The organism is Marinobacterium litorale DSM 23545, assembly GCF_000428985.1.
In the GTDB taxonomy this organism is placed as follows: Bacteria; Pseudomonadota; Gammaproteobacteria; order Pseudomonadales; family Balneatricaceae; genus Marinobacterium_D; species Marinobacterium_D litorale.
Map to the genome: position 1 here is coordinate 75,878 of NZ_AUAZ01000005.1, position 20,142 is coordinate 96,019.

General features: G+C 56.2%; 19 protein-coding genes. 7 read left to right on the forward strand and 12 right to left on the reverse strand.

Annotated elements, in window-relative coordinates; translation table 11 throughout:
- Window positions 1-82: 82 nt before the first annotated feature.
- On the reverse strand, window positions 83-3,541 hold the full coding sequence (locus G403_RS0105900) for an acyl-[ACP]--phospholipid O-acyltransferase (protein WP_027853174.1): 3,459 nt from the start codon (window positions 3,539-3,541) through the stop codon (window positions 83-85).
- Between the two features lie 164 nt (window positions 3,542-3,705).
- On the opposite strand from G403_RS0105900, the gene G403_RS0105905 reads away from it, so the two are divergent.
- Entirely contained in the window at window positions 3,706-4,437 is a 732-nt protein-coding gene (locus G403_RS0105905) for a helix-turn-helix domain-containing protein (protein ID WP_027853175.1), read from the forward strand.
- Between the two features lie 9 nt (window positions 4,438-4,446).
- On the opposite strand, the gene G403_RS0105910 is transcribed toward G403_RS0105905, so the two are convergent.
- The 5 genes from G403_RS0105910 to G403_RS0105935 form a co-directional block, all read right to left on the reverse strand.
- A complete protein-coding gene (locus G403_RS0105910) occupies window positions 4,447-4,983 on the reverse strand; it encodes a J domain-containing protein (RefSeq protein WP_027853176.1) in 537 nt (178 codons plus the stop codon).
- Window positions 4,984-5,169: 186 nt separating this feature from the next.
- Complete coding sequence (locus tag G403_RS0105915; RefSeq protein WP_211232651.1) at window positions 5,170-5,550, reverse strand: HEPN domain-containing protein; 381 nt, start codon at window positions 5,548-5,550, stop codon at window positions 5,170-5,172.
- On the reverse strand, window positions 5,547-5,876 hold the full coding sequence (locus tag G403_RS0105920) for a nucleotidyltransferase domain-containing protein (protein ID WP_027853178.1): 330 nt from the start codon (window positions 5,874-5,876) through the stop codon (window positions 5,547-5,549). Before G403_RS0105920 ends, G403_RS0105915 begins: the two co-directional genes overlap by 4 nt.
- A gap of 267 nt (window positions 5,877-6,143) precedes the next feature.
- Window positions 6,144-7,052, reverse strand: a complete 909-nt coding sequence (locus tag G403_RS0105930) for a DMT family transporter (RefSeq protein WP_245578208.1) — start codon at window positions 7,050-7,052, stop codon at window positions 6,144-6,146.
- 112 nt (window positions 7,053-7,164) lie between these two features.
- The gene (locus G403_RS0105935; protein WP_027853180.1) at window positions 7,165-8,574 is read right to left on the reverse strand and encodes an aminotransferase-like domain-containing protein; all 1,410 of its coding nucleotides are present in this window, start codon (window positions 8,572-8,574) and stop codon (window positions 7,165-7,167) included.
- Window positions 8,575-8,677: 103 nt separating this feature from the next.
- Between G403_RS0105935 and G403_RS25630 the strand changes: the two genes are divergently transcribed.
- Together G403_RS25630 and G403_RS25635 are read left to right on the forward strand one after the other, a co-directional pair.
- Window positions 8,678-9,361 carry a CcoG/RdxA/FixG family protein gene (locus tag G403_RS25630; RefSeq protein ID WP_245578209.1) on the forward strand — a complete coding sequence of 228 codons (684 nt, stop codon included), beginning with the start codon at window positions 8,678-8,680 and terminating at the stop codon, window positions 9,359-9,361.
- The gene (locus G403_RS25635; protein WP_245578210.1) at window positions 9,264-10,037 is read left to right on the forward strand and encodes a 4Fe-4S dicluster domain-containing protein; all 774 of its coding nucleotides are present in this window, start codon (window positions 9,264-9,266) and stop codon (window positions 10,035-10,037) included. Before G403_RS25630 ends, G403_RS25635 begins: the two co-directional genes overlap by 98 nt.
- 38 nt (window positions 10,038-10,075) lie before the next feature.
- Here G403_RS25635 and G403_RS0105945 read toward each other — a convergent pair whose 3' ends face one another.
- Window positions 10,076-11,017, reverse strand: a complete 942-nt coding sequence (locus G403_RS0105945) for an AraC family transcriptional regulator (RefSeq protein WP_027853181.1) — start codon at window positions 11,015-11,017, stop codon at window positions 10,076-10,078.
- Window positions 11,018-11,150: 133 nt separating this feature from the next.
- On the opposite strand from G403_RS0105945, the gene G403_RS0105950 reads away from it, so the two are divergent.
- Window positions 11,151-12,014: an NmrA family NAD(P)-binding protein gene (locus G403_RS0105950; protein ID WP_027853182.1), complete on the forward strand. Its 864-nt coding sequence runs from the start codon at window positions 11,151-11,153 to the stop codon at window positions 12,012-12,014.
- Between the two features lie 73 nt (window positions 12,015-12,087).
- Here G403_RS0105950 and G403_RS0105955 read toward each other — a convergent pair whose 3' ends face one another.
- The 4 genes from G403_RS0105955 to G403_RS0105975 form a co-directional block, all read right to left on the reverse strand.
- Window positions 12,088-13,803, reverse strand: a complete 1,716-nt coding sequence (locus G403_RS0105955; protein ID WP_027853183.1) for a sensor domain-containing protein — start codon at window positions 13,801-13,803, stop codon at window positions 12,088-12,090.
- 66 nt (window positions 13,804-13,869) lie between these two features.
- Window positions 13,870-14,277, reverse strand: coding sequence for a GFA family protein (locus tag G403_RS0105960; protein ID WP_027853184.1), 408 nt, complete (start codon window positions 14,275-14,277; stop codon window positions 13,870-13,872).
- A gap of 328 nt (window positions 14,278-14,605) precedes the next feature.
- Window positions 14,606-16,831 carry an MFS transporter gene (locus G403_RS22365; RefSeq protein WP_051298598.1) on the reverse strand — a complete coding sequence of 742 codons (2,226 nt, stop codon included), beginning with the start codon at window positions 16,829-16,831 and terminating at the stop codon, window positions 14,606-14,608.
- A gap of 226 nt (window positions 16,832-17,057) precedes the next feature.
- Window positions 17,058-17,405: an FKBP-type peptidyl-prolyl cis-trans isomerase gene (locus tag G403_RS0105975; protein WP_027853185.1), complete on the reverse strand. Its 348-nt coding sequence runs from the start codon at window positions 17,403-17,405 to the stop codon at window positions 17,058-17,060.
- Window positions 17,406-17,529: 124 nt separating this feature from the next.
- Here G403_RS0105975 and G403_RS0105980 point away from each other — a divergent pair, with 124 nt between their 5' ends.
- The 3 genes from G403_RS0105980 (at window position 17,530) to G403_RS0105990 (ending at window position 19,378) form a co-directional block, all read left to right on the forward strand.
- The gene (locus G403_RS0105980; RefSeq protein ID WP_027853186.1) at window positions 17,530-17,781 is read left to right on the forward strand and encodes a hypothetical protein; all 252 of its coding nucleotides are present in this window, start codon (window positions 17,530-17,532) and stop codon (window positions 17,779-17,781) included.
- A 95-nt stretch (window positions 17,782-17,876) separates the two neighbouring features.
- Window positions 17,877-18,731, forward strand: coding sequence for an AraC family transcriptional regulator (locus tag G403_RS0105985; protein WP_027853187.1), 855 nt, complete (start codon window positions 17,877-17,879; stop codon window positions 18,729-18,731).
- Window positions 18,732-18,781: 50 nt separating this feature from the next.
- Complete coding sequence (locus G403_RS0105990) at window positions 18,782-19,378, forward strand: LysE family translocator (RefSeq protein WP_051298600.1); 597 nt, start codon at window positions 18,782-18,784, stop codon at window positions 19,376-19,378.
- A gap of 86 nt (window positions 19,379-19,464) precedes the next feature.
- Here the strand turns inward: G403_RS0105990 and G403_RS0105995 are convergent, their stop codons facing one another.
- On the reverse strand, window positions 19,465-20,043 hold the full coding sequence (locus G403_RS0105995; RefSeq protein WP_169719887.1) for an FtsZ/tubulin family protein: 579 nt from the start codon (window positions 20,041-20,043) through the stop codon (window positions 19,465-19,467).
- Window positions 20,044-20,142: the final 99 nt, after the last annotated feature.

Sequence of the window (20,142 nt, forward strand, 5' to 3'; positions counted from 1 at the left end):
ATGCATCCTTTCTCGATTGTTCTCTCTTGTGTATCGAACAGGGAGCGTATCAAGACACCGCTCCCCTCCGACCGCCTCACCATTAAGCCGCGAGCTTTTTCAACCCGGCAAAGTCGATTTTGCCACTGTCCAGTTTGGGCAGCGCATCCACCGGAATAATCTCAGCGGGGATCATCAACGGGTTCACGCCCTGGGTGATCAACTGCTGGCGCAGGGCCTGTGGGTCAACCCTACCCGCCACCAACAGAACAATCCGCTCACCCTTTTTATCATCCTTGACGTTGGTCGCCGCAAACTCCATTTCAGCATCGCCGATCGCATCGCGTACAGCCTGCTCCACCGCGCCCAGGCTGACCATCTCACCGCCGATTTTGGCAAAACGGGAATAGCGATCAACGATAGTCAGAAAACCCTCTTTGTCCAGATGCCCCTTGTCGCCGGTTTTGTACCAGCGACGGCCATCGAGCTCGACGATGGCATCGGTGGTCTTTTCGGCATTATTGAGATAGCCGAGCATCACCTGCCCACCGGCGATCAGAATCAGGCCATCCTCATCCACTGGCAGGCTTTCCAGTGTATCGGGATCCACCACCCGGAAGCAGCTACCGGGCAACGGCATGCCCACAGTGCCACGTTTCTGGCCCGGCTGAACCTTCCAGTTGGACCGGTCGATCCGGTCCGGCACGTTAACACTGGCCACCGGCGCGGTTTCGGTCGCGCCATAGCCTTCGTAAATGGTTTTCTTGAACTTCAGCTCAAAGCTGTTACGAACATCATCAGTCAGTTTTTCAGCGCCTGCGACCACCACCCGCAGGGACTCGAGCATCATGGGCTGTACCTTGCGGTTACGGGTGTAAAGACGCAGAAAGGTGGCCGTTCCGCACAGGATTGTCCCTCTGTGGCATGTGATCGCCTTCGCCACATTCAACGCATCCGTGGGGTCGGGATGACAGACTGCGGGAATCCCCTCCACCATGGGCAGCAGGCTGTTAACTGTCAGGCCGAAGGAGTGGAAAAGAGGCAGCGTCGCCATCATCACGTCGTCTCCCCGGGTATTGAGCACGTCGCTGATCTGCTTGATATTGCCCATCAGGTTACGGTGGGTCAGCACGACGCCCTTGGGCACGCCCTCACTGCCACTGGAGAACAGGATCTGGGCCGGGCTATCGCTGCTCACGCGCTTACCATTCAACCGATAGAGCACGGAAGCCGGCAGCAGCATGGCACCAAGCAGGTGGCGGAGCAGCGCCAGCTCGCCGACACCGGCTTTCACCTCTTCCAGATAAACGATACGAGTACCGGCCAGCAGCTGATCCAGTTCAATCCCCCGCCCCTGCAATTTGTTCGCAAACCGTTTGGATGTGTACACAGTCTTGATCTGCGCTGAGTGGATCGCACCCTGAACCGCCTCGATACCGGCGGTAAAGTTCAGGTTCACGGCTGTTTGGCCGTTCAGCATCACCGCCAGATTCGCCATAACACCGCCGGCGCTAGAAGGCAGCAACAGGCCCAGATTCGGCTCCTGTTTATGGGGGCTGATACGTCGCATCGCGTTGGCGATGACGGTAGTACCCGCAATCACCCGAGCATTGCTGTATGTGCCACCTACGGAATCAATCAGACTCTCTGCGCGCAGGTTTTGCTTGGCCTGTTTCAGCCAGGCCAGCGGCAAAGGATCAAGCTGTTCGGTATAGCCTTCCCAGGCACTGATCGAGAGTTCGAACACCTTCTGCTTTAACAGCTGTACCGGTGTGGTGATCGGTAGCGGCTCTCCAAAGGCAACAATCACCCCGCGCTTGGATCCGGTAACGCTATTCTCACGCAATTTATCACTGTGGGAGCGAGACAAACGGCTGCCCCAAAGGCCACGCAGGTAGAACGGTAGAATAACGGCTTCTTCATTACCGAGGCCCTCCACCGCACGTTCATAACCGGCGCGGAACTCACCGAGATGACCGGTACGGCTGATCGCCCCTTCCGGGAAAAGGCAAACCACCTCGCCGTTTTTCAGGCACTCCTGAACACGGACCAGCGCCTCACGGCTGTTCCCGGCACTGATCGGAATCGCGCCAAAGAACTTCAGCAGCGGCTTGAGATACCAGGTCTCGTAAATACTGCGCAGCATCACGAAGCGAACCGGACGCGGGCAGGCAATCTGAACCATGGCCCAGTCGATCCAACTGATGTGGTTACCCAGCATCAAAACACCACCCTCTTTAGGCAGATTATCCAACCCGGCCACAGACACCCGGTAACGACGCTTCAGAATCAGCCCAACCACAATGCGCGCCAGCGACTGGGGCAACTGGGAGATGGTATACAAAGCACCGACAATCGCCGTCACTGCCAACAGGTAGATCAAGCCCTGGCTATTCAGCCCCAGACGTGCGAAAAGTACCGTCAGGACCAGGAAGCCGAGCATAGCGAGGTTCTGAATCCAGTTATTACCGGCCAGCACGGTACCCAGACGCTCAGGGCCGGCAGAGTATTGAATCAGCGCATTCAGCGGTACGATGAAAAAGCCGCCACTGATACCCAGTACCAGAAAGAGTGCAGCGATAGCATAGGCAGTGTTCAACTGCGGCAGCAGCAACAGACTGGCAGCGATACCCAGCGCACCCACCGGCACCAGACCCAGTTCGATATGGCGCGGCGACAGACGCCCAGCCAACAATGACCCGATCACAATACCGATGCCGCTAACGGCCAGCAGACCTTGGATCACAACCGTATTGGTCTCTTGAAGCACCTCCTTGGCGAAGGCCGGGAAGGCCGCCAGAATCACCTGAGACACCGCCCAGAATGTCGCCAGCCCCACGATGGAGAGCCAGATGGAGCGACGTTCACGAATCTGCGCAACGTTTGAACGCAGGTAACGACCGGACAGGTACGCCCGCATTTCAAAACGCTTATCGCCATCACCGGGGCTGTGCTCCGGCAGACGCGCACAGATCAACCACTCGACAACAGAAAGACCCACCAGAATAAAGCCCAGTGGAGCTATTGCCTGCATGATCTCGGCGGTGGTCTCAAACCGGGTCAGGTAGAAATGCTCAAAGAGTGCCGAGAATACGAAAGTGCCGCTCAGGATCGAGACAATGGTCACCGCCTGCACCAGTCCATTCCCGGCAGCCAGACGTTCATCGGACAGCGCCTCACGCAAGTAACCATACTTGGCCGGTGAGTAGATGGCGCTCTGAATCGACAGCAGCAGAGTCAGTGCGAAGGCTACCCAGAACCAACCCGCCAGATAGCTCAGCGTAATCATTGCCGTCCCGAATACCGCGCCTAATGCCCCGTAGCGCAGCACCCGGGTCTTGGAGAAACGGTCGGCCAAAAAGCCGGAGGGAGAGAAAAGCAGAATGAACGGCAGCAGGATCAGGCCGTTAATCAGTGCAGTCAACATCACCTGCAGTTCGCCATCCCAGGTTTTAAAGATCGTATTCTGGATAACGATCTTGTGACCGAGATCGACAAAGGCGTTGATAAAAACCACCAGGATGTAGGGAAGAAATCCCCTGATTCTAAAAAGCTGGTTCATGGCCGGTTCCGTTGTTGAGCGTTATTGAAGTTGCTCAACCTTTGCGCAACGGAACATCAGGCACAACCAAAATGAAAAATGTCGCGCCATATCAGCCAAAGAGTATTAATATACGACACCTCTTATGCCAACTCGCCTTTCACACAGTTGCGGAGTACGCGCTCATGGCTCGCCAGACTCAAGCATTGATCAGCACTCTCAAGCAATCTCTTAAGGCCGCAGGTAAAACGTATGCCGATGTGGCCGCGGTACTCGAGCTCTCGGAAGCCAGCGTCAAGCGCCTGTTTTCAACTCAACAGATGTCACTGGACCGGCTCGATGCGATCTGTCAGTTGATCGGCATGGAGATCTCGGATCTGGTCAAACAGATGGAGGAACATGCGGGCCGGATTGAGCGGCTCAACGTTGAACAGGAACGGGAGATCGCCAACGATCTGACTTTACTGTTGATTACCGTGTGCGTGCTCAACCGCTGGACACTGGAAGAGATCCTTCATGTCCATGGCCTTGATGAACACACCTGTATTCAGAAACTGGCGCGACTGGATAAGCTGCAGATTATCGATCTGCTGCCCAAAAACCGCATCAAGCTGAAAGTGGCTGCCAACTTCAACTGGATCGAAAATGGGCCGATTCAGCAGTTTTTCCAACAGCGGATCGCCGCCGAATACTTCAACAGCTGTTTTCAGAGCGACGATGAACAGCTAATCGTGCTCAACGGAATGTTATCCAAATCATCCAACCAAGCGTTTCAGCGCCGGATGCAGCGCCTGGCTCGGGAGTTCGAGGAGTTTAACCGGGAGGATGTTGCTCAGCCGTTCGAGCAACGCCACGGCACCACCGTGATTATCGCCATGCGCGGCTGGCGATACGGTCTGTTTAAAGATCTGTCCTGATTCCAACAATCAGGAGGCAGCTGCCAGCAGCGCGTCCCGCGCCTCGGTAATACGCACAAACTGCTCCTGAGTGCCACCGGTATCCGGGTGGGCTTTCTGAGCGAGCCTGCGATAGGCGGTTTTGATCTCTTTGGCTTTTAAGTGCCCTTCCACCGGGAGCTTTAACAGCTCGCGGTGTTTGCGCTCGGAGTACTGTTCAAAGGGTGAGGGCTGAGCCATACGACGTTCGTTAAACCGCGCAAAGGCTTCTGCGGCTCGCCGCTGTGCCTCGCGGCGCAGTTTGATCGACTCCTGTCGCAGCACTACCTGGTCCGCCTGCCAGCGTTGGCGGGACATCACCATACAGGCGGCGAAATGGATGCGTCCGGAGTGTTCAAGCTCATCCAGGCTGATAGGCCCCACCATATCGTAAGGTTCATCCAGCCAGGCGTTACGGCCACTATCCGTGGTTTCCACGCAGCCGATGGTCACCGTATCCACAGCGCCCATCTCGCCGTTCCAGATCACCCAGTATTCCTCGTCGGTCGCCGCCCCGATTCCGCTCATACTCTGCCCTGTGTCGGATTTTGTTGGAGTTCAAAAAGCTAATAAAACCTGCTGCAAGATGCACGCCAGCAAGATCTACACCGGTAAAGAAGACGGCGTTTACACCTCCGTCAATACCAGCTGACTGCGTGGATATACCCCCGCTGCAGGCAAGGCAATCATGGGTGGGCTCGGCCGCTACGGCGACTATTGGTTATCCAGCAATACCTGGATCCTATCCACAAAGAGCTCCGCTTGGCCAACAGCCCAAGCGGCTTGCTCTTCACTGACGAAGTCACCTCTGTAGTCCGCGATAAGCCGAATCTCTTCCGCTCGGTTCAGCGCCCGACCCTGCTCTACTGGGACATAGCCGGTTTTTACTAACTGAAGGCTGAACGCTGAAATCAAACCGTTATGAGACCTGACCGCTTCCGGTCGGGTATCAGGACACATTGAGAGAAGTGCGGCTCTAGCTGCATCGAACATGGCGTAATAAGCACGGTTACAGGCCCCATCAAGATCGCCGGCGTCGAGCAATAACCTGGCTGACTCGGAAGCTCGCAAAGCCTTAACCATCAGATTTTTCACAAACGAATTCCATCGCGTTCGATATTGTGAAGCAACCGAGGGTTTGGGTATGAGTCCGGGTGTTGCCACTCCCCTTCCCAGATTGGCAAGGGCTGGATGCGAATGCCAAATTCCAGTAACAAGTCATAGGCAATATCAGCCATCGCAAGCTTCGTATCAACAAAATCGCCCCGCTCTCCTCGCATCAGAATAGCCAGGTCCACATCGCTATCCGGTTGATGGGAATCGCAAGCCCTGCTCCCAAAAAGGATAAAACCAGTCGTCTCGTATCTCATCGACACAAGTTTTATAAATTCGGTAACAACCTTTTGCGTGACTTTGTCCATATTCTTTGGCGACTGCAGAGGCCTTAGTGGCAAAGGATAGGTGGCAAAGGATATTTTTCACCACTCAGTTAAATCTATTCTGGCACGGATACGCTGCACCTTCCATGATAGACCTAGCTTCCACTTTCGATCAAAGTATCGGCCTTCAGTGCCATCTCGGTTTGATCCAAATTCGCCAGTAGAGACTGGCGACCGTGAATCTGCTCACCCCGTTTGCCGCTACCGTTCAAAACCTCCGTTGAATTGATATCGCCACCGAGGGTTAATCTAAGCAGGAGTTTTGTAACTCTTTGCAGGACGTCTTCGCCACATAATAAAAAGGCCCGAGCTGACGATAACGGCGCTTCCGAGCCAAAAGGAGGGGTTCAGCGGTTCGCCGAATACGAAGTAGCCAAGCGCCACACCAAACAGAAGTCGAGAGTACCTGAAGGGCGTGACCGTCGACACTTCTCCCGTGCGCATCGCTTTCATCAACGCCATATAAGCGATAACGCCGAAAAAGATCGTTCCCACCAAAGCGAGGCTTGCCGATCCACTTGGTGGGGTAAATGGTTTTCCACTCCATATCGAAACGACAACACCGGCGATGATAATCGCAATAAAACCATAGAAACCCAGCGCGAACGTGCTGAATGCGACCGGGGCTGCTCTGCTCGCGAGATCTCGCCCGGCAAATCCGATAAGCCCCACCACCGCCAGCAGTGACAGTACCGAGAAATCATCACCATCCGGCCGCAAAATGATCAGCACGCCAATCAAGCCCACGACGATGGCAAACCACTTCATCAGCGAAACCCTTTCACCAAAAAACAGCGTTGCGCCAAGCACCACAACAACGGGCGTCGCTTGCAGGATCGCTGTCGTGGCGGACAGGGGGGTTAGCGCCAGTGCCAGGAAGTAAAACATGCGACCAACAACTTCGAACAGCATCCTCACCCACATAACGGGTGACTGTATGGCAAGGAATACAGGCTCCTTTCGCCATAACAATCCCAACCAGAAAACGACCGCGCCACCGACCCCAAACAACAGGATCACCTGGCCGTTGCCCATGGTTTGAGCAGCGCTTTTGAACAATGCATCTTCCAGCGCAAAAAAGGCCATCGCCAGCGTCATCCAGAGAATACCGGTCAGGTTGGCGCGTGAGCAGCTTCGAATATCACCGGGCTTGGGCACTACACATTTCCTTCATTGAAAACACAGCCGTCTTCGGCTGCCCAAAGGGGCAAATATACCGATCCAGAGTGGGGCCGATCAGGCACAACCAGTCCATTATCGATGGGCACAGTTAAACGCTTCCAGCCAGTAGCATGGGTAACCGCCCCAGAGCCTGCATTCGGGACGCCGTCCAAGGGTGGGCAAAACTGACTCTCAGGCAGTTCGTAAACTGTCCCGATACCGAGAAAAGCGGGCCCGGCGTTATGATCACACCCTGCTCCAGACCACGCGGATAGGCCTTAAGCGTATCGACAGGCTGCGCCAACTCCACCCAGACTGTCAGCCCGCCCTGAGGTGCGCTCACCCGCACGTCCCCTGACCAGTCTCGGAGTTCGGCGATAAGGCAATCCCGATTGACGCGCAGCTCATTCCGCTGCCTGCGCAAATGCGCTGCAAACCCACCATCCGCCATGAAATCAGCCACCCCCTGCTGAAGATAACGGCTGGTTGCCAGCTGCGTGACCAACTTTAAATGCTGGATCCGGTCATGCCATCTTGCACCGGAGATCCACCCCAGACGCAGGTCGCGCGACAGGGACTTGGAAAACGAGCTACACAGTATGACACGGTTGTCGCAATCCATCGCTTTCAGTGGATCAGGGGCGGTGCCAAGCGCTGTATCGGCGTAGATATCATCCTCGATGATTGCCAGATTATAGCGTTCGGCCAAACCAAGAAGACGAAGTTTAGACTCGGTCGGCATCAATGAGCCTGCCGGAGTCGCAAACGTTGGCGAGACAACACAGGCGCTCACATGCCAGCGTTTTAACACCGTTTCCAGCGCATCCATATCCATGCCGGATTCGACTGAGGTCGGGACTTCAATAACCCGCAGGCCCAGTTGCTCCAACAACTGCAGCACACCATAGAATCCGGGTGATTCAACAGCGACAACATCCCCCCGCTCACAGGACGCCATCAGCGCAAGGAACAGCGCGTGCTGACACCCCGACGTAATGCATAACTCATCCGGTGAAACCGCCCACCCCCTGCGCGCGCTGTGCAGTGCTAACTGCTCACGCAGCCGCCAATCCCCCGCCGGCTCATCGTAATACTGATACCCCTCACCCTTCTGCCGTCGCAGCGAGCGGCCGATTGACCGGTTCAGTGCCACGATCCCCGGCGGCAGATCACCACTATTAAGATCAGGCAGCAGATCAAACGCCGCGCTACGTCGCATGATATCGAGCAGGAGTTCGCTGATGTTCACCGCACGTGGCGCATCAATTCGGGCCCGGCTAAAGGACTTACTCATCTCACCCGGCTTCAATGCAACAAAATAACCGGCTTTGGGCCGTGCTTCGAGAAAGCCTCGGGCTTCCAGCCGCTGCAGCGCGTGCTGGACCGTCGCCTTTGACAGCCCTCGCTCCTGACATAAGGCACGGATGGAGGGCAGGCGCTCACCCAACCGCCAACGTTGCTCGGTAATCCCCTGTAACAACCAGTTTTCCAGCTGTTTGTAGCGGTAGTCAGAGCTCATCACAGCCTCAATCTGTACCCATTAATTTTATTTTATTTATACCTGACCCTATCCAAGTCACAAGCGTAATCTGCCCCAATCAAAAATCAGGGGATGAGTCGCAATGGAAAAAATACCCGTTACTGAAGAGTACACACCGCCCTTTGCCCGAGACGGCAAGTTTCATGTGCGTTTGACGGAGGGGCGATTTCAGAACCTGCGTCGGCTGACCAGCTGGCCGTTGCTGGCGCTGTTCTTCGGCCTGGTGTGGATACAGGTTGATGGTCAACCCTGGCTGATGTTTTCTTTCGCCCAGCGCAAACTGATCCTGTTCGGTAACGCCCTCTCCTGGCACGACCTCCCGCTGATGGCGGGCTTGATGATTGCCGGAGCCTGCCTGCTGTTCTTCATGGCGGTGGCCTGGGGCAGGGTCTGGTGTGGATTTGCCTGCCCGCAGAGCATCTGGACCTGGCTGTTCATCCGTATCGAGGATATGACCGAGGGACGCGCCAGCGTCAGAGCACGACTGGATAACAGACCGATGAGCTCCGGGCGTTTGCTGCGACGCGTCCGCAAACACGTTCTCTGGATAGGGGTCGCAGCCCTGACCGCGCTCACCTTCACGGGCTATTTTATCCCCATCCGCGACCTGATTACGGATGCCCTTCAACTTCAAATGCCCCCCCTCCGTGGCGGGCTGGCTGGCGATCATGACTGGACTGACCTATGCCAACGCGGGTCTTGTGCGGGAGAAAATCTGTCTGCATGCCTGCCCATACTCCCGCTTCCAGGGGGTCATGTTCGATAAAGACACTCGCACCGTCAGCTACGATGCCGGTCGCGGCGAACCACGTGCCAACAGGCGCAACGCCGATGCCAACAGCGGCGACTGCGTGGATTGTGGCCTCTGTGTTCAGGTGTGCCCCACCGGCATCGATATCCGTGATGGCCTTCAAGCGGCCTGCATCGATTGCGCAGCCTGTATCGACGCCTGCGACAACGTAATGACCAAATTGAATCGCCCCAGCGGACTGATTCGTTTCGCCTCCGAAGCACAGTTGTCTGGTCAGACCTCTCCGATCCTCAGAGCTCGCCTGGTGGGTTACGCGACCATCATGCTCATTGCCGGCAGCGCCGTGCTTTATGGCTTTACCCGGACCACGAGCCTGCTCATCGAAATACGCAAGGATCGAAACGCGCTGTATACCCGGTTAAATGAACGCACCCTTTGCAATAACTATCGGATAAAGATCGAAGCGTTTACAGAAAATCAGGCTTTGGTCGAAGTCTCGCTCTCTGGCTCTGGCCACTTCGAGCTTTTCGGGCCCAGCAAAATCGACCTCAGAGAAAACAGCTCAACCTGGCTGCCTTACCGTGTCTGCGCGAAGGATCTGCAGCAGCCCCGCGCCGATCTGACATTTTACTTTAAGGGCGAGAACGAAACCGCTTCCAAGGCTACCACCTTCCTGACACAAGCAATTTGACTGTCTCAAAACCTGAACCGGTCGTATTAGGGGGGATATTAAGCCTCCCTCACACCCGACCGGTGCTCCTGTGGGCTGACGCCCCGTACTCGCTTGAAGGCTGCGCTAAACGCGAATGGGGTTGAGTAGCCCACCTTCTCGGCCACGGTGCTGACGGTTTCATTGGGCTGACAGAGCAGATCGGCAGCCAGTGCCATGCGCCAGTTTTTGAGAAAGGTCATGGGGGCTTCGCCCACCAGTTCGTGGAAGCGGCGCGCAAGGGATGCCCGTGATGCGCCCGCCTCCGACGCCAACGCGGCCAATGTCCAGGGGTGTGCGGGTTTGTCGTGCATGACGCGCAATGCGCGCTCGACTATTCGATCGCCCTGATAACGCCACCACTCGGGCCGGTTTGCTTCCTGCTGCGCAAACCAGGCTTTCAGCACCGCCGTCACCAGCAGATCCAGCAGTCGATCCAGCACCGCCGCCTGCCCCGGCTCATCCTTGACAACCTCGTCACACAGCAAGGGCACCAGCGGTGATTCCCAGTCTGAGGCTTTGACCGACAGCATCGGTGGCAAAGCCCGCAGCAGACGGTCACTGATATCGCTCAAATGCTCATAGGCACCCACCAGAAACACGGTTGAGCCTGCGGCATCATTGCCCCAGCTTCGCACGCCATGGGTCATCACCTCTCGCAGGGAGTTGCCCTCTGCATCGCGGCACTGCTGGCCAGGGTGGATAAATACGCTGGGCTCGGTATTCGGATGATCCGCCAAGGTATAGTGAGCCGGCGCCCGCGTGACCACGATATCACCCGGGCCGATCCTGAACGGCTCGCCGTCATCAGGCATAACCCAAGCCTCACCGGTAACGCCGGCTATCAGTGTCAGCGGCGAGTCCGCCAGTACTCGCAATGACCAAGGTGCCTGCATCACCGTCCGCAATGCAAAGGCACCCCGCGCACGCGGCGCATCCAAGAGTCCACCCAAAGTATCCATCCGCTGATTATATACGCACGCGTATGAATTTGATTGTTCCACACATGTTCCAAATCCGGGCCTCTTTATACGCTTACACCTGTACTCAACGCCCCTCGGGCGCAACGAACAGGCCACAGGCCAGGAGAGAAAAATGCATACTCAGTCTTCGAACAATACTCAGGAAATCACCCTAGTTCTGGGCGGTACCGGTAAGACCGGCAGCCGTGTCGCACAGCGCTTGCAAGCGCGCGGCGTCTCAACCCGCATCGGTTCGCGCTCAGCTACACCGGCATTTGACTGGGGCCTGCCTGACACCTGGGAGGCGGCACTTGAGAACGTTAGTGCCGTCTACATCAGCTATGCACCCGACCTGGCGATTCCGGGCGTCACCGACACCATTCGTCGCTTTGTGGACCGGGCGGTTGCACGCGGTGTTAAACGACTGGTGCTGCTCTCGGGCAGGGGTGAACAGGAAGCCCAGGCCTGCGAGCAGATCGTTCAAAGCTCCGACCTGGAATGGACTATCGTGCGCGCCAGCTGGTTTATGCAGAACTTCTCCGAAGGTGAGTTCCAGGGCATGATTCAAGCGGGCGTTATTACCCTGCCCGCGGCCGATATCCCGGAGCCTTTTATCGATGTGGATGATATCGCCGATGTGGCGGTTGCCGCCCTGACGGAAGCGGGTCACACCCATGAGGTTTATGAAGTGACCGGGCCTCGCCTGCTCACGTTTACCGAAGCCGCGCGGGAGATCTCGGCCGCCGCCGGTCGTGAGGTCAGGTTTATGCAGATCCCGAAACAGGACTTTAACCAGGCAATTGCCGATTCCGGTGCACCGGACGACCTTATCTGGCTGATGAACTATCTGTTCGAGACGGTACTGGATGGTCGCAATGCGCACCTGGCCGATGGTGTGCAGCGGGCACTGGGGCGTGAGCCCAGAGACTTTACCTTATTTGCTCAGCAGATCGCCTCAGAAGGTCGCTGGACTGCCGCCGATGAAAACGTGGCATAACCTACCGGGGCGCACCCTATAAACCGTGCTGAAAAACGCCAGAGCCTTCTCCAATGGGAGGGCCTGGCGCTATCTACGGCTTAAAGAACGAAACCACATCCTCAGCAGAAACGGGCCTGCTGTACCAAAACCCCTGCGCATAATCGATATTAAGCGCTTTACAGAAAACGGCCTGCTCCTCCGTCTCGACACCCTCGACAACGATCTCCAGCCTGAGTCCGTGCCCAACACTAACAATAGCCTCCAGCAACGCCCCATCCAGGTCATTTTCCGGTGCTTCAACCACAAATGAGCGATCAATCTTAAGGTGGGTGATCGGGAAGACTTTCAGGTAGTTAAGTGAAGAGTACCCGGTTCCAAAGTCATCAATCGAGATCGTCATACCCCTGTCGCGCAACGCTCTGAGGCCGTCCAGCATGCGGTCGTTGGACCGAATCAACACATGTTCGGTCAGCTCAAGCCCCAAATCTTCGGGCGACAGGCCAAAACGGGCGATAGTTGCATCCAGCGACTCGAAAAAGTCGGCCTGCTCCAGCTGCTTGCCTGAAACGTTGATATCCACGCGAATGTTAAACCCATCCTTTTTCCATTGGCTGACTTGGGCACATGCCTGCTCAAGCACCCAGTCGCCCATGTGAATAATCAGGTCGGATCGCTCAGCGACGGGTATAAACAGATCGGGAGGCACCGCCGGGCCACCATCCCGAGGGCGCCAGCGTAGCAACGCCTCACAGGAACTCACCGTTTGATCATTCATTTCAAACTGAGGTTGATAGACCAGTTCAAACTCGCCATTTTCCAGAGAGCGGTGCAAACGGTTGGAAATATCGCGCTGCACCCTGAGTTTGTCGCTCAATGCGCTGGTGAAGAACTGACACCGGTTCCGGCCACTCTCTTTCGCCTGATACATGGCCGCATCCGCGTTTTTCAGCAGTTCTTCCGGCTGCTGTCCATCCACCGGATAACGACTGATACCGATACTCGAAGTGATATAAACGTTTTCACTGCCCAGTGAAAAACTGCTGCGGAACAGATCAAGCACCCGCATGGCGACCGTCTGAGCATCGTTGGCTGAGCTGATCCTCGGTATAACCAGGACAAACTCATCACCACCAAAACGCGCAAGAACCTCCCCATCTGCCAGGTTCGACTGCATACGTGCAGCAACCGAATGCAGCAGCCGATCACCCCAGGTATGTCCCAGTGTGTCGTTCACATCCTTGAACATATCCAGATCGATAAAGAGAATGGCGAATTCGCCCGGTCCCGCGCCTACTTGACTGATGACTTTTTCCAGCTCGCTCTCCAGATAACGGCGATTGGGCAAGTCGGTAAGCGGGTCCGTGGTCGCCATCCGTCGCAGCGTTTCGCGCGCCTCGTACTGCTCCCTGAAATCCACATCGATACAAAACATTTCGGGCGAGTCGGTATGCTGCTTAAGCATCACATGAGAGGAAAAAACGGGCACAGGCCCACCACCCTTGCCGGTGAGGAGCAATTCGGAAGACGGGATCGGAACCCCTTTCTCGACCCAATCCCGATGGAGCTGGATTACCCCATCAATCATATGATCGGGAATAATCAGCTCCTCCAGCTTACGGCCAAGCGCTTCTTCTCTGGTATAGCCGTAGACCTCTTCACTGGACTGGTTCCAATAGATAACACGGCGGTGCTTGTCATAACCCTGCACCGAGACCTTTGGTAAGGCGTCAATCAGCTGCAGGAAAAGCGACTCGACCGAGTCTTCGTCCGTCGTGGAATCTGAGTGATATCGGTTATCTGATCTCATAGGCTACACACCCGTGGATATAATCCGTTGGCACCTACAGCCTGGAAAGCGCCTGCACGCGGCCGGTCAGGTTGGAAAGGCGTCAAACGAGGGAACCTCAGACAGATCCCTGGACCAATCCGCCTGCTCGGCGACAAAGATCCGCGCGGTTGGCTTAATCGGCACCGGCGTCTCCAGACACCCGGCCGGTACCATTATGAAGCCCAACCCCTCCTCGACCACCGGCAGGGCCGAACCACAGTGCTGACAAAAGCTTCTCCTGTGCCGGGTACCGGGATAGAGATAGGTTTTCACCGCCTGCTCTCCCGAGAGCCAGGTAAACGCGGTACTTTTGGTAAAGAGGTTCGCCGCATGGTCGGCACCGGTCCCTTTCTGGCACCGGCTACAGTAACAGAGAAAAAACGATTTAAAGTCCGCCTCCAGCTCGAACCGCACGGCCCCACACAAACACCCGCCTTTGTTGGTTGTAGACATCGTCACGTCCCTATTGCGTTAGCGTAAACCTAGAGACTAGCACAACCCCAAACGCAAACAGGCGCTCTGATCGAGCGCCTGTTCATCACGTGCGGTTAATTTTTTAGTGCGGCAACGGCGGCAGTGGGATAGGTTTCTGCGGCCAATCACCAGACACTTGATCGTCGTATTCTGCGTCTTTGAAGTTCAACATGGCAAAACCTCCTTTAGTAAGTACCGGCGTGTCAGCCGAGTAGGAGTAGTTTGCATCGACACTGAAATAAACAAAAATCAATATTATCTATAAAATGTATAAGGCATACCTTATGGCTGATTATTGCCCATACACTCATTTGGCCGCTTTGACGGTTTCACCGGATTTACTGCCATCCTCATAGGGGTAGTCAGCAAAGATATCCGGCGCCGGCTTCTCATCCACGCTGGAAGCCAGCGTGCTGTCGAGCTGGTTCACAGCCTGTAAGCGCTCAATCAGATCGGAGGCCAGCTCCGGACAGGATTCCACAAGCACCGCCGCGATCTCCACCGCCTGCTCGGGCATGGTATCCGTCACATGGTTGATAAAATCGGTCAGCGCACCGGCAATGTCCGCCTCATCATCCTTGGCCAACGGCGTTTTCGCCGGCGCAGCCACAGGCTCCGAACCGATCATCTCACCGTCCACATCCGAACCGGTTAGCTCCTGCTCCGGTGTCTCCGGCTCATCCATCAGGGTATGAACATAGGCTTCGGTCACTTCGGTCGCCGCCTCCGGCATCGCCTCCGCCAGGGTATACGCCAGATCTGCCGCCCGTTCGGGTGCTATCTCTGCAAGGCGGTTATAAAGCCCGGCGGCCTGGTGCTCGGCTTGAGCGGCTGCCCGGTCAACGGGTCGCATTTCATCCAGGTTATCGTGCAGGTGACTGGCATAAGAGCCCGCCATTTCGAGCAGCACATCCGGCGATTCGCCCGCAACAGACTCGGCGGCACTACCGATGATATCCAGGCTGTGATCCGGTACCGCTTCAGCAATCGCGACAATGATCTCCGACAGCTGATCCGGGCGCTCACGGGCCAGCCAGCTGACGAGTTCATCGGTATGCTCCGGCGAGGCTGCGGCCAAAGTCTCCGCAATATCCACGCTGAGCTCCGGAGCCGCTTCGGTGATCGCCGCATACAAGCGTGCGATATCGACCTGCTCCACCTTGGTCAGCGCAGCGGCCAGCATCGCCGCACGTTTGGGCGAGTTCTCGGCCATGGCGATCGCCATCTTCACCGCAGTACCCGGATTCTCCCGGGCCACTTTCACCACCGCTTCGGCTTCCGGACTCAATGCTTCTTCAGGCGCCTCGTACTCGAAGCGCGGATCGATCTCCAGCGAGCTGGCACCACCGGCACCATGAATAACAAACTTCTCCTGATCCTCCACCGGCAGCGCTTCACGTACACGCATGCGGTAAATCACGAACCCCAGCAGGAAGGTTTCGAGCACCGCCAGAAAGGTGAACAGTGCATCATGGCCCAGCAGTTTCATCGCCACGGAAGCGGCATACGGGCCAATAATGCTGCCCAACGCATAGATCGCAATCAGCCCACCCATGGCTGCGACCATATCGCTCTGCAGCACCTTATCGAAGGTCTCCGAGATACTCATGGGATACAGGCACGCAAACACGCCGGTGATCACCGCCACCATGATCATGATCGGCCAGCGCACATCCAACCCGGCCAGGAACGGCGTTGCAATATTGGCCAGGATGGTCAGCACCAGCAGTCCGAACAGCACGGTTCGGCGGTCAAAGCGGTCGGAGAGATAGCCAACCGGGAACTGCAAAACCAGAGCCCCCAGCACCGCAGCCCCCATAAACAGTGACAGCTCAAAACCCTCGATCCCGTAACCGCTGGCAAAGATCGGCAGCATGTTGAGGATACCGGCGTAAAGAATGCCGCAGAAAAAACAGCTGACCACCCCAAGCGGGGAAATACGGAAGATGGAGATCATCGACATGGGCCGCACTTCGGCAACCGACGGGCCCTGTTTGCGGCTCATAACAATGGGGATCAGCGCCAGCGAGAGCAGCATACCGGCGACAATAAACAGCGTTTTGTCAGCCGGGCTCGACAGGTTGATCAGAAACTGTCCAACAAAAAACGCCCCCATGATCACAACCTGGTTGGCTGCCAGAATGCGGCCCCGGGTCTCCTTGGTTGCGGTCTCGCTAAGCCAGCTATCGATGGCCGACAACGTACAGGCGACACAGAACCCCATCAGCATACGCATCCCGGCCCAGAGCCAGGCGTTGGTATACAGACTGCACGCCAGAATACTGATCGATGCCAGCGCCGCAACCGCCGCGAACAGACGGATATGTCCGGCGCGGATGATCAACACCCGGGCGTAGAGCCCACCGAACAACATGCCCACAGCGTACATCGACAGCACCATACCGATGGTATCGGTGCTCATGCTTTCCAGCCCCATCCGCACCGGCAACAACAATCCGATCAGGCCAAAGCCCATCATCATGATGAAGCAGCTAAGCAACAGGGAGAACAACGGCGTTAGCGTAACAATCACAAACAGATCCTGGTTTTACTGGCGGCTGGAAGAGCCAATCTTTTTAGAGGGAAACAGGGACATGAGGCACAATCCGCTACCGTCGAGTGCGGTATCTGACTGCACAGAATAGAGGGCCTTCGGGCAGTTCCCTTTCGTGCCGAAGAAGCGAGCGGAAAGGTACATTATTTGTGGTTATGCGGCCAGTGCTGCGTGAGCATATTTATCGGTTTAATCAGGGCAAAACTTATTCCCGGTTTAGCGCCTCAAGCAGCTCAATCTCAAAGACCAGATTGGAATGGGGCGGGATCATCTCACCAAAGCCGCGCTCACCGTATCCCTTATCCGCTGGCACCCAGAGCTTTCGCTTTCCGCCCACCTTCATGCCGACAAGCCCTTCCACCCAGGCCGCGATCACTTTCTTGCGGCTGAGTACCGTCTGAAATGGCTGACCGCTGTCGTAGGAGGAATCGAACTGACTGCCATCCTCCAGATAGCCCCGGTAGTGAGCAGTTATTAACGCCCCACCCTTTTTGACTTCAGTGCCCGTGCCTTCAACGAGATCTTCAACCCTCAGCGTTTCGAACTCAGCCATGGTTTCTCCCTTGATATCAATGGACTTTATAAAACACCACCCGGCTTCCACCCCGTTGACAGCCTATTGCCGACTGGCCAGGATGTGCGCTTTATATCATGGCTACACAAGCCGGTGTTAAACCATGGCGAAACCCAATAAGAAAGCTCCAACCAAAACCATCGATATTTACTGCAAAGCCTGTAATGCGCCGCTGTTCAAATACCGCAAGGGTGGCAAAGGCGCGTTGGTTAAGTGCTTTAAAGAGCGCATCGTTGAGGACTTTACTCACACGCCCTGCCACTGCCCGGCCTGTGAAAAAGAGTTTGCCCGGGAGACGCTGATTCGCGGCACGCCCGCCTATAAATTCATTGGCGGCAAAGTGTGGTTTAAATGATCCCGATAGCCGTTGTGCACAAATCTTCCAGACAGCTGCGACTCAATAGGGTTAGCTGTTACTCTGTAAGCATCAACGATTAGCACTGACAGGCTATGGCAACATCATCTTCACAGGATCGCTGGGTCAGCTTCTCCCGCGATGCAGAGACCGGTATCGAGCTGTTCCGCTCCCGCGTTTCCGGGCTGACGCAAGCCTATGATCCGCACTGGCATGACGACTACCTGATCGGCTACAACGAGCAGGGGCTGCAGCAGTTCAACTGCCGCCATCAGGTACAGCAGGCGACGCCCGGCAAAAGTTTTCTGATTGAGCCCGGGGAGATTCACGATGGCGAATCCCCCCATCATGCGGGCTTTACCTACACATCGCTCTACCTGCCTGCTCCCTGGCTGCACCAGCAGTTGCAAGCGATCTTCGAAGAGGTGCCCGACCACTATGAGCTGCATGTGGAATCGACCATATCGGAAGATCGGCGGCTGATGGGCAGTATCGCCTCCGCCTATATGGCACTGACGAATGGTGAGCCGCGCATTGTGCGCAACGCCTGTCTGGATCAGATGATCGAGCAGATGACTGCTCACCTGAGCTGGCGTAAAAAAGCCGATCATGAACTGCTGCTGCCACGCCTCGCCCGGGAGGGGCGCGACTATCTGCACGCCCATCTGTATCAGGATATCGGGTTGGAAGAGATGGCGACGGCCCTGGGGAGCGATCGTTTCCGGGTTAACCGGGCGTTCAAGGCGGCTTTTGGCGTGGCACCCCACACCTACCTGATCCAACTGCGGCTGGTGCAGGCCCGCCAGATGCTGGCCAACGGCCATCAACCGGCGGATGTCGCCAGCGCACTCTGCTTCTCCGACCAGAGCCATATGGGGCGTTGGTTCCGCCGCGCCTATAACCTGACCCCCGCCGCGTATCGCGGATACTGCACCAGCGTTCCAGACTAGCCGATCGCCTCTGAGGAAAATTGTGAAGATCCCGTTATTGAGGTGTCTTCATGGTTACTCTGATTGTCAGCTTTTCCCTGTTTGCCTTTGTGGCATCCGCCACCCCCGGCCCGAGCAACGTACTGGCGTTTAGCAACGGCAGCCAATTCGGCGGCCGCGCCACCCTGCCCTTCGTAACCGGATGCTCGCTGGGCGCATCCTCGGTGTTGCTGTTAACCGCCAGCGGCCTGGCCGGGCTGTTTAACAGCTACCCGTTCCTCAGTACGCTCCTAGCCTGGTGTGGCGCATCATGGCTAACCTGGCTCTCCTGGAAACTGTTCCGCGCACCGGCCATCCAGGGCTCCACAACCGGTTTCTCAACGCCACTGCCCTGGCACCACGGCGCGCTGATGCAGGCGGTTAACCCGAAAGTCTGGATGATGGCGATCACCGCCTGCGCCCTGTTTATTCCGGCGACCGGCGCGAGCTTCGTCCACAATGCGATGCTGGCAGTGATCTTCTTTATCGTCACCATCCCCTGTATGGCTGCCTGGGGCTGGCTGGGAGAAGGCAGCGGCGCTCTACTCAAAACCGAGCGGCAGCGCCGTGTACTGAATCAGGTGTTGGCGGTGATGTTGGTTGTTTCGGTCTGGGGGGCGTTGGTGTGAGAATAGCCAACTCAGCACCTGTATCTAAAGTGATACTGACAACGGACTCACCCTCTTATTGAAACTCGGGATTAAGTTATCTTTAATCATGAAGCACCTCCAGTGTTTGCCTTCAACAACTTCTCCTTTATCTCTCTCGTTACACGGTCGAAGTATTCGTTAAGTGATTCCTGCGCGACGTTCTTGGCACGACTGTTGGTCGAATGATCGACCAGGACTACCTCGTCGGAGTGTTTCTTAAGCTTGAATAGAGCTCCTTCTGCAACCGTTCGACGTTTATCCTCAAAGGAAAACGGAAGTGTTGCAACGGCGGTAACATGCATGCCAGCGGCCTTTGCAACTCCAGCTAACTCCGGTGCTGCACCGCTTCCGGTGATGCCGCCAAGGCCGACGACAAGGATAACGTTCCGATTTCCGGCTAATATCTTTCTCAACTGATCAGCTAACTCGACAGCGGCAGATTCCGCACCTGCAACCGTAGTGAGACGACCATTCTCCGCACTCGTTTCTAAATAAAGACGGTGCTGCCCTGCCTTCTCTTCAAGCCTTTCAAGACCGTTCTCAGCCCCGTTAACCAGTAAAACATCGTGACCGAGTGAGGGTCCAAGCTGTTCTGCTATGGTGCAACCTGCGCCACCAACTCCGACTATAACAGTTCTTGTCATATCGATTCCCAATGACTGCCCCTTAATATCGTAAACGCTCCAACACGGAATATCGAAAATATCATAAACCAACTCTGTTATCGACGAGCTTCGCATACC

What these genes read in the sequence shown, in the direction of transcription:
- G403_RS0105900 (WP_027853174.1), bottom strand. Translation starts at nt 3,541, where the DNA reads ATGAACCAGCTTTTTAGAATCAGGGGATTTCTTCCCTACATCCTGGTG.
- G403_RS0105905 (WP_027853175.1), top strand. Translation starts at nt 3,706, where the DNA reads ATGGCTCGCCAGACTCAAGCATTGATCAGCACTCTCAAGCAATCTCTT.
- G403_RS0105910 (WP_027853176.1), bottom strand. Translation starts at nt 4,983, where the DNA reads ATGAGCGGAATCGGGGCGGCGACCGACGAGGAATACTGGGTGATCTGG.
- G403_RS0105920 (WP_027853178.1), bottom strand. Translation starts at nt 5,876, where the DNA reads ATGGACAAAGTCACGCAAAAGGTTGTTACCGAATTTATAAAACTTGTG.
- G403_RS0105935 (WP_027853180.1), bottom strand. Translation starts at nt 8,574, where the DNA reads ATGAGCTCTGACTACCGCTACAAACAGCTGGAAAACTGGTTGTTACAG.
- G403_RS25630 (WP_245578209.1), top strand. Translation starts at nt 8,678, where the DNA reads ATGGAAAAAATACCCGTTACTGAAGAGTACACACCGCCCTTTGCCCGA.
- G403_RS25635 (WP_245578210.1), top strand. Translation starts at nt 9,264, where the DNA reads ATGACTGGACTGACCTATGCCAACGCGGGTCTTGTGCGGGAGAAAATC.
- G403_RS0105945 (WP_027853181.1), bottom strand. Translation starts at nt 11,017, where the DNA reads ATGGATACTTTGGGTGGACTCTTGGATGCGCCGCGTGCGCGGGGTGCC.
- G403_RS0105950 (WP_027853182.1), top strand. Translation starts at nt 11,151, where the DNA reads ATGCATACTCAGTCTTCGAACAATACTCAGGAAATCACCCTAGTTCTG.
- G403_RS0105955 (WP_027853183.1), bottom strand. Translation starts at nt 13,803, where the DNA reads ATGAGATCAGATAACCGATATCACTCAGATTCCACGACGGACGAAGAC.
- G403_RS0105960 (WP_027853184.1), bottom strand. Translation starts at nt 14,277, where the DNA reads ATGTCTACAACCAACAAAGGCGGGTGTTTGTGTGGGGCCGTGCGGTTC.
- G403_RS0105975 (WP_027853185.1), bottom strand. Translation starts at nt 17,405, where the DNA reads ATGGCTGAGTTCGAAACGCTGAGGGTTGAAGATCTCGTTGAAGGCACG.
- G403_RS0105980 (WP_027853186.1), top strand. Translation starts at nt 17,530, where the DNA reads ATGGCGAAACCCAATAAGAAAGCTCCAACCAAAACCATCGATATTTAC.
- G403_RS0105985 (WP_027853187.1), top strand. Translation starts at nt 17,877, where the DNA reads ATGGCAACATCATCTTCACAGGATCGCTGGGTCAGCTTCTCCCGCGAT.
- G403_RS0105990 (WP_051298600.1), top strand. Translation starts at nt 18,782, where the DNA reads ATGGTTACTCTGATTGTCAGCTTTTCCCTGTTTGCCTTTGTGGCATCC.
- G403_RS0105995 (WP_169719887.1), bottom strand. Translation starts at nt 20,043, where the DNA reads ATGACAAGAACTGTTATAGTCGGAGTTGGTGGCGCAGGTTGCACCATA.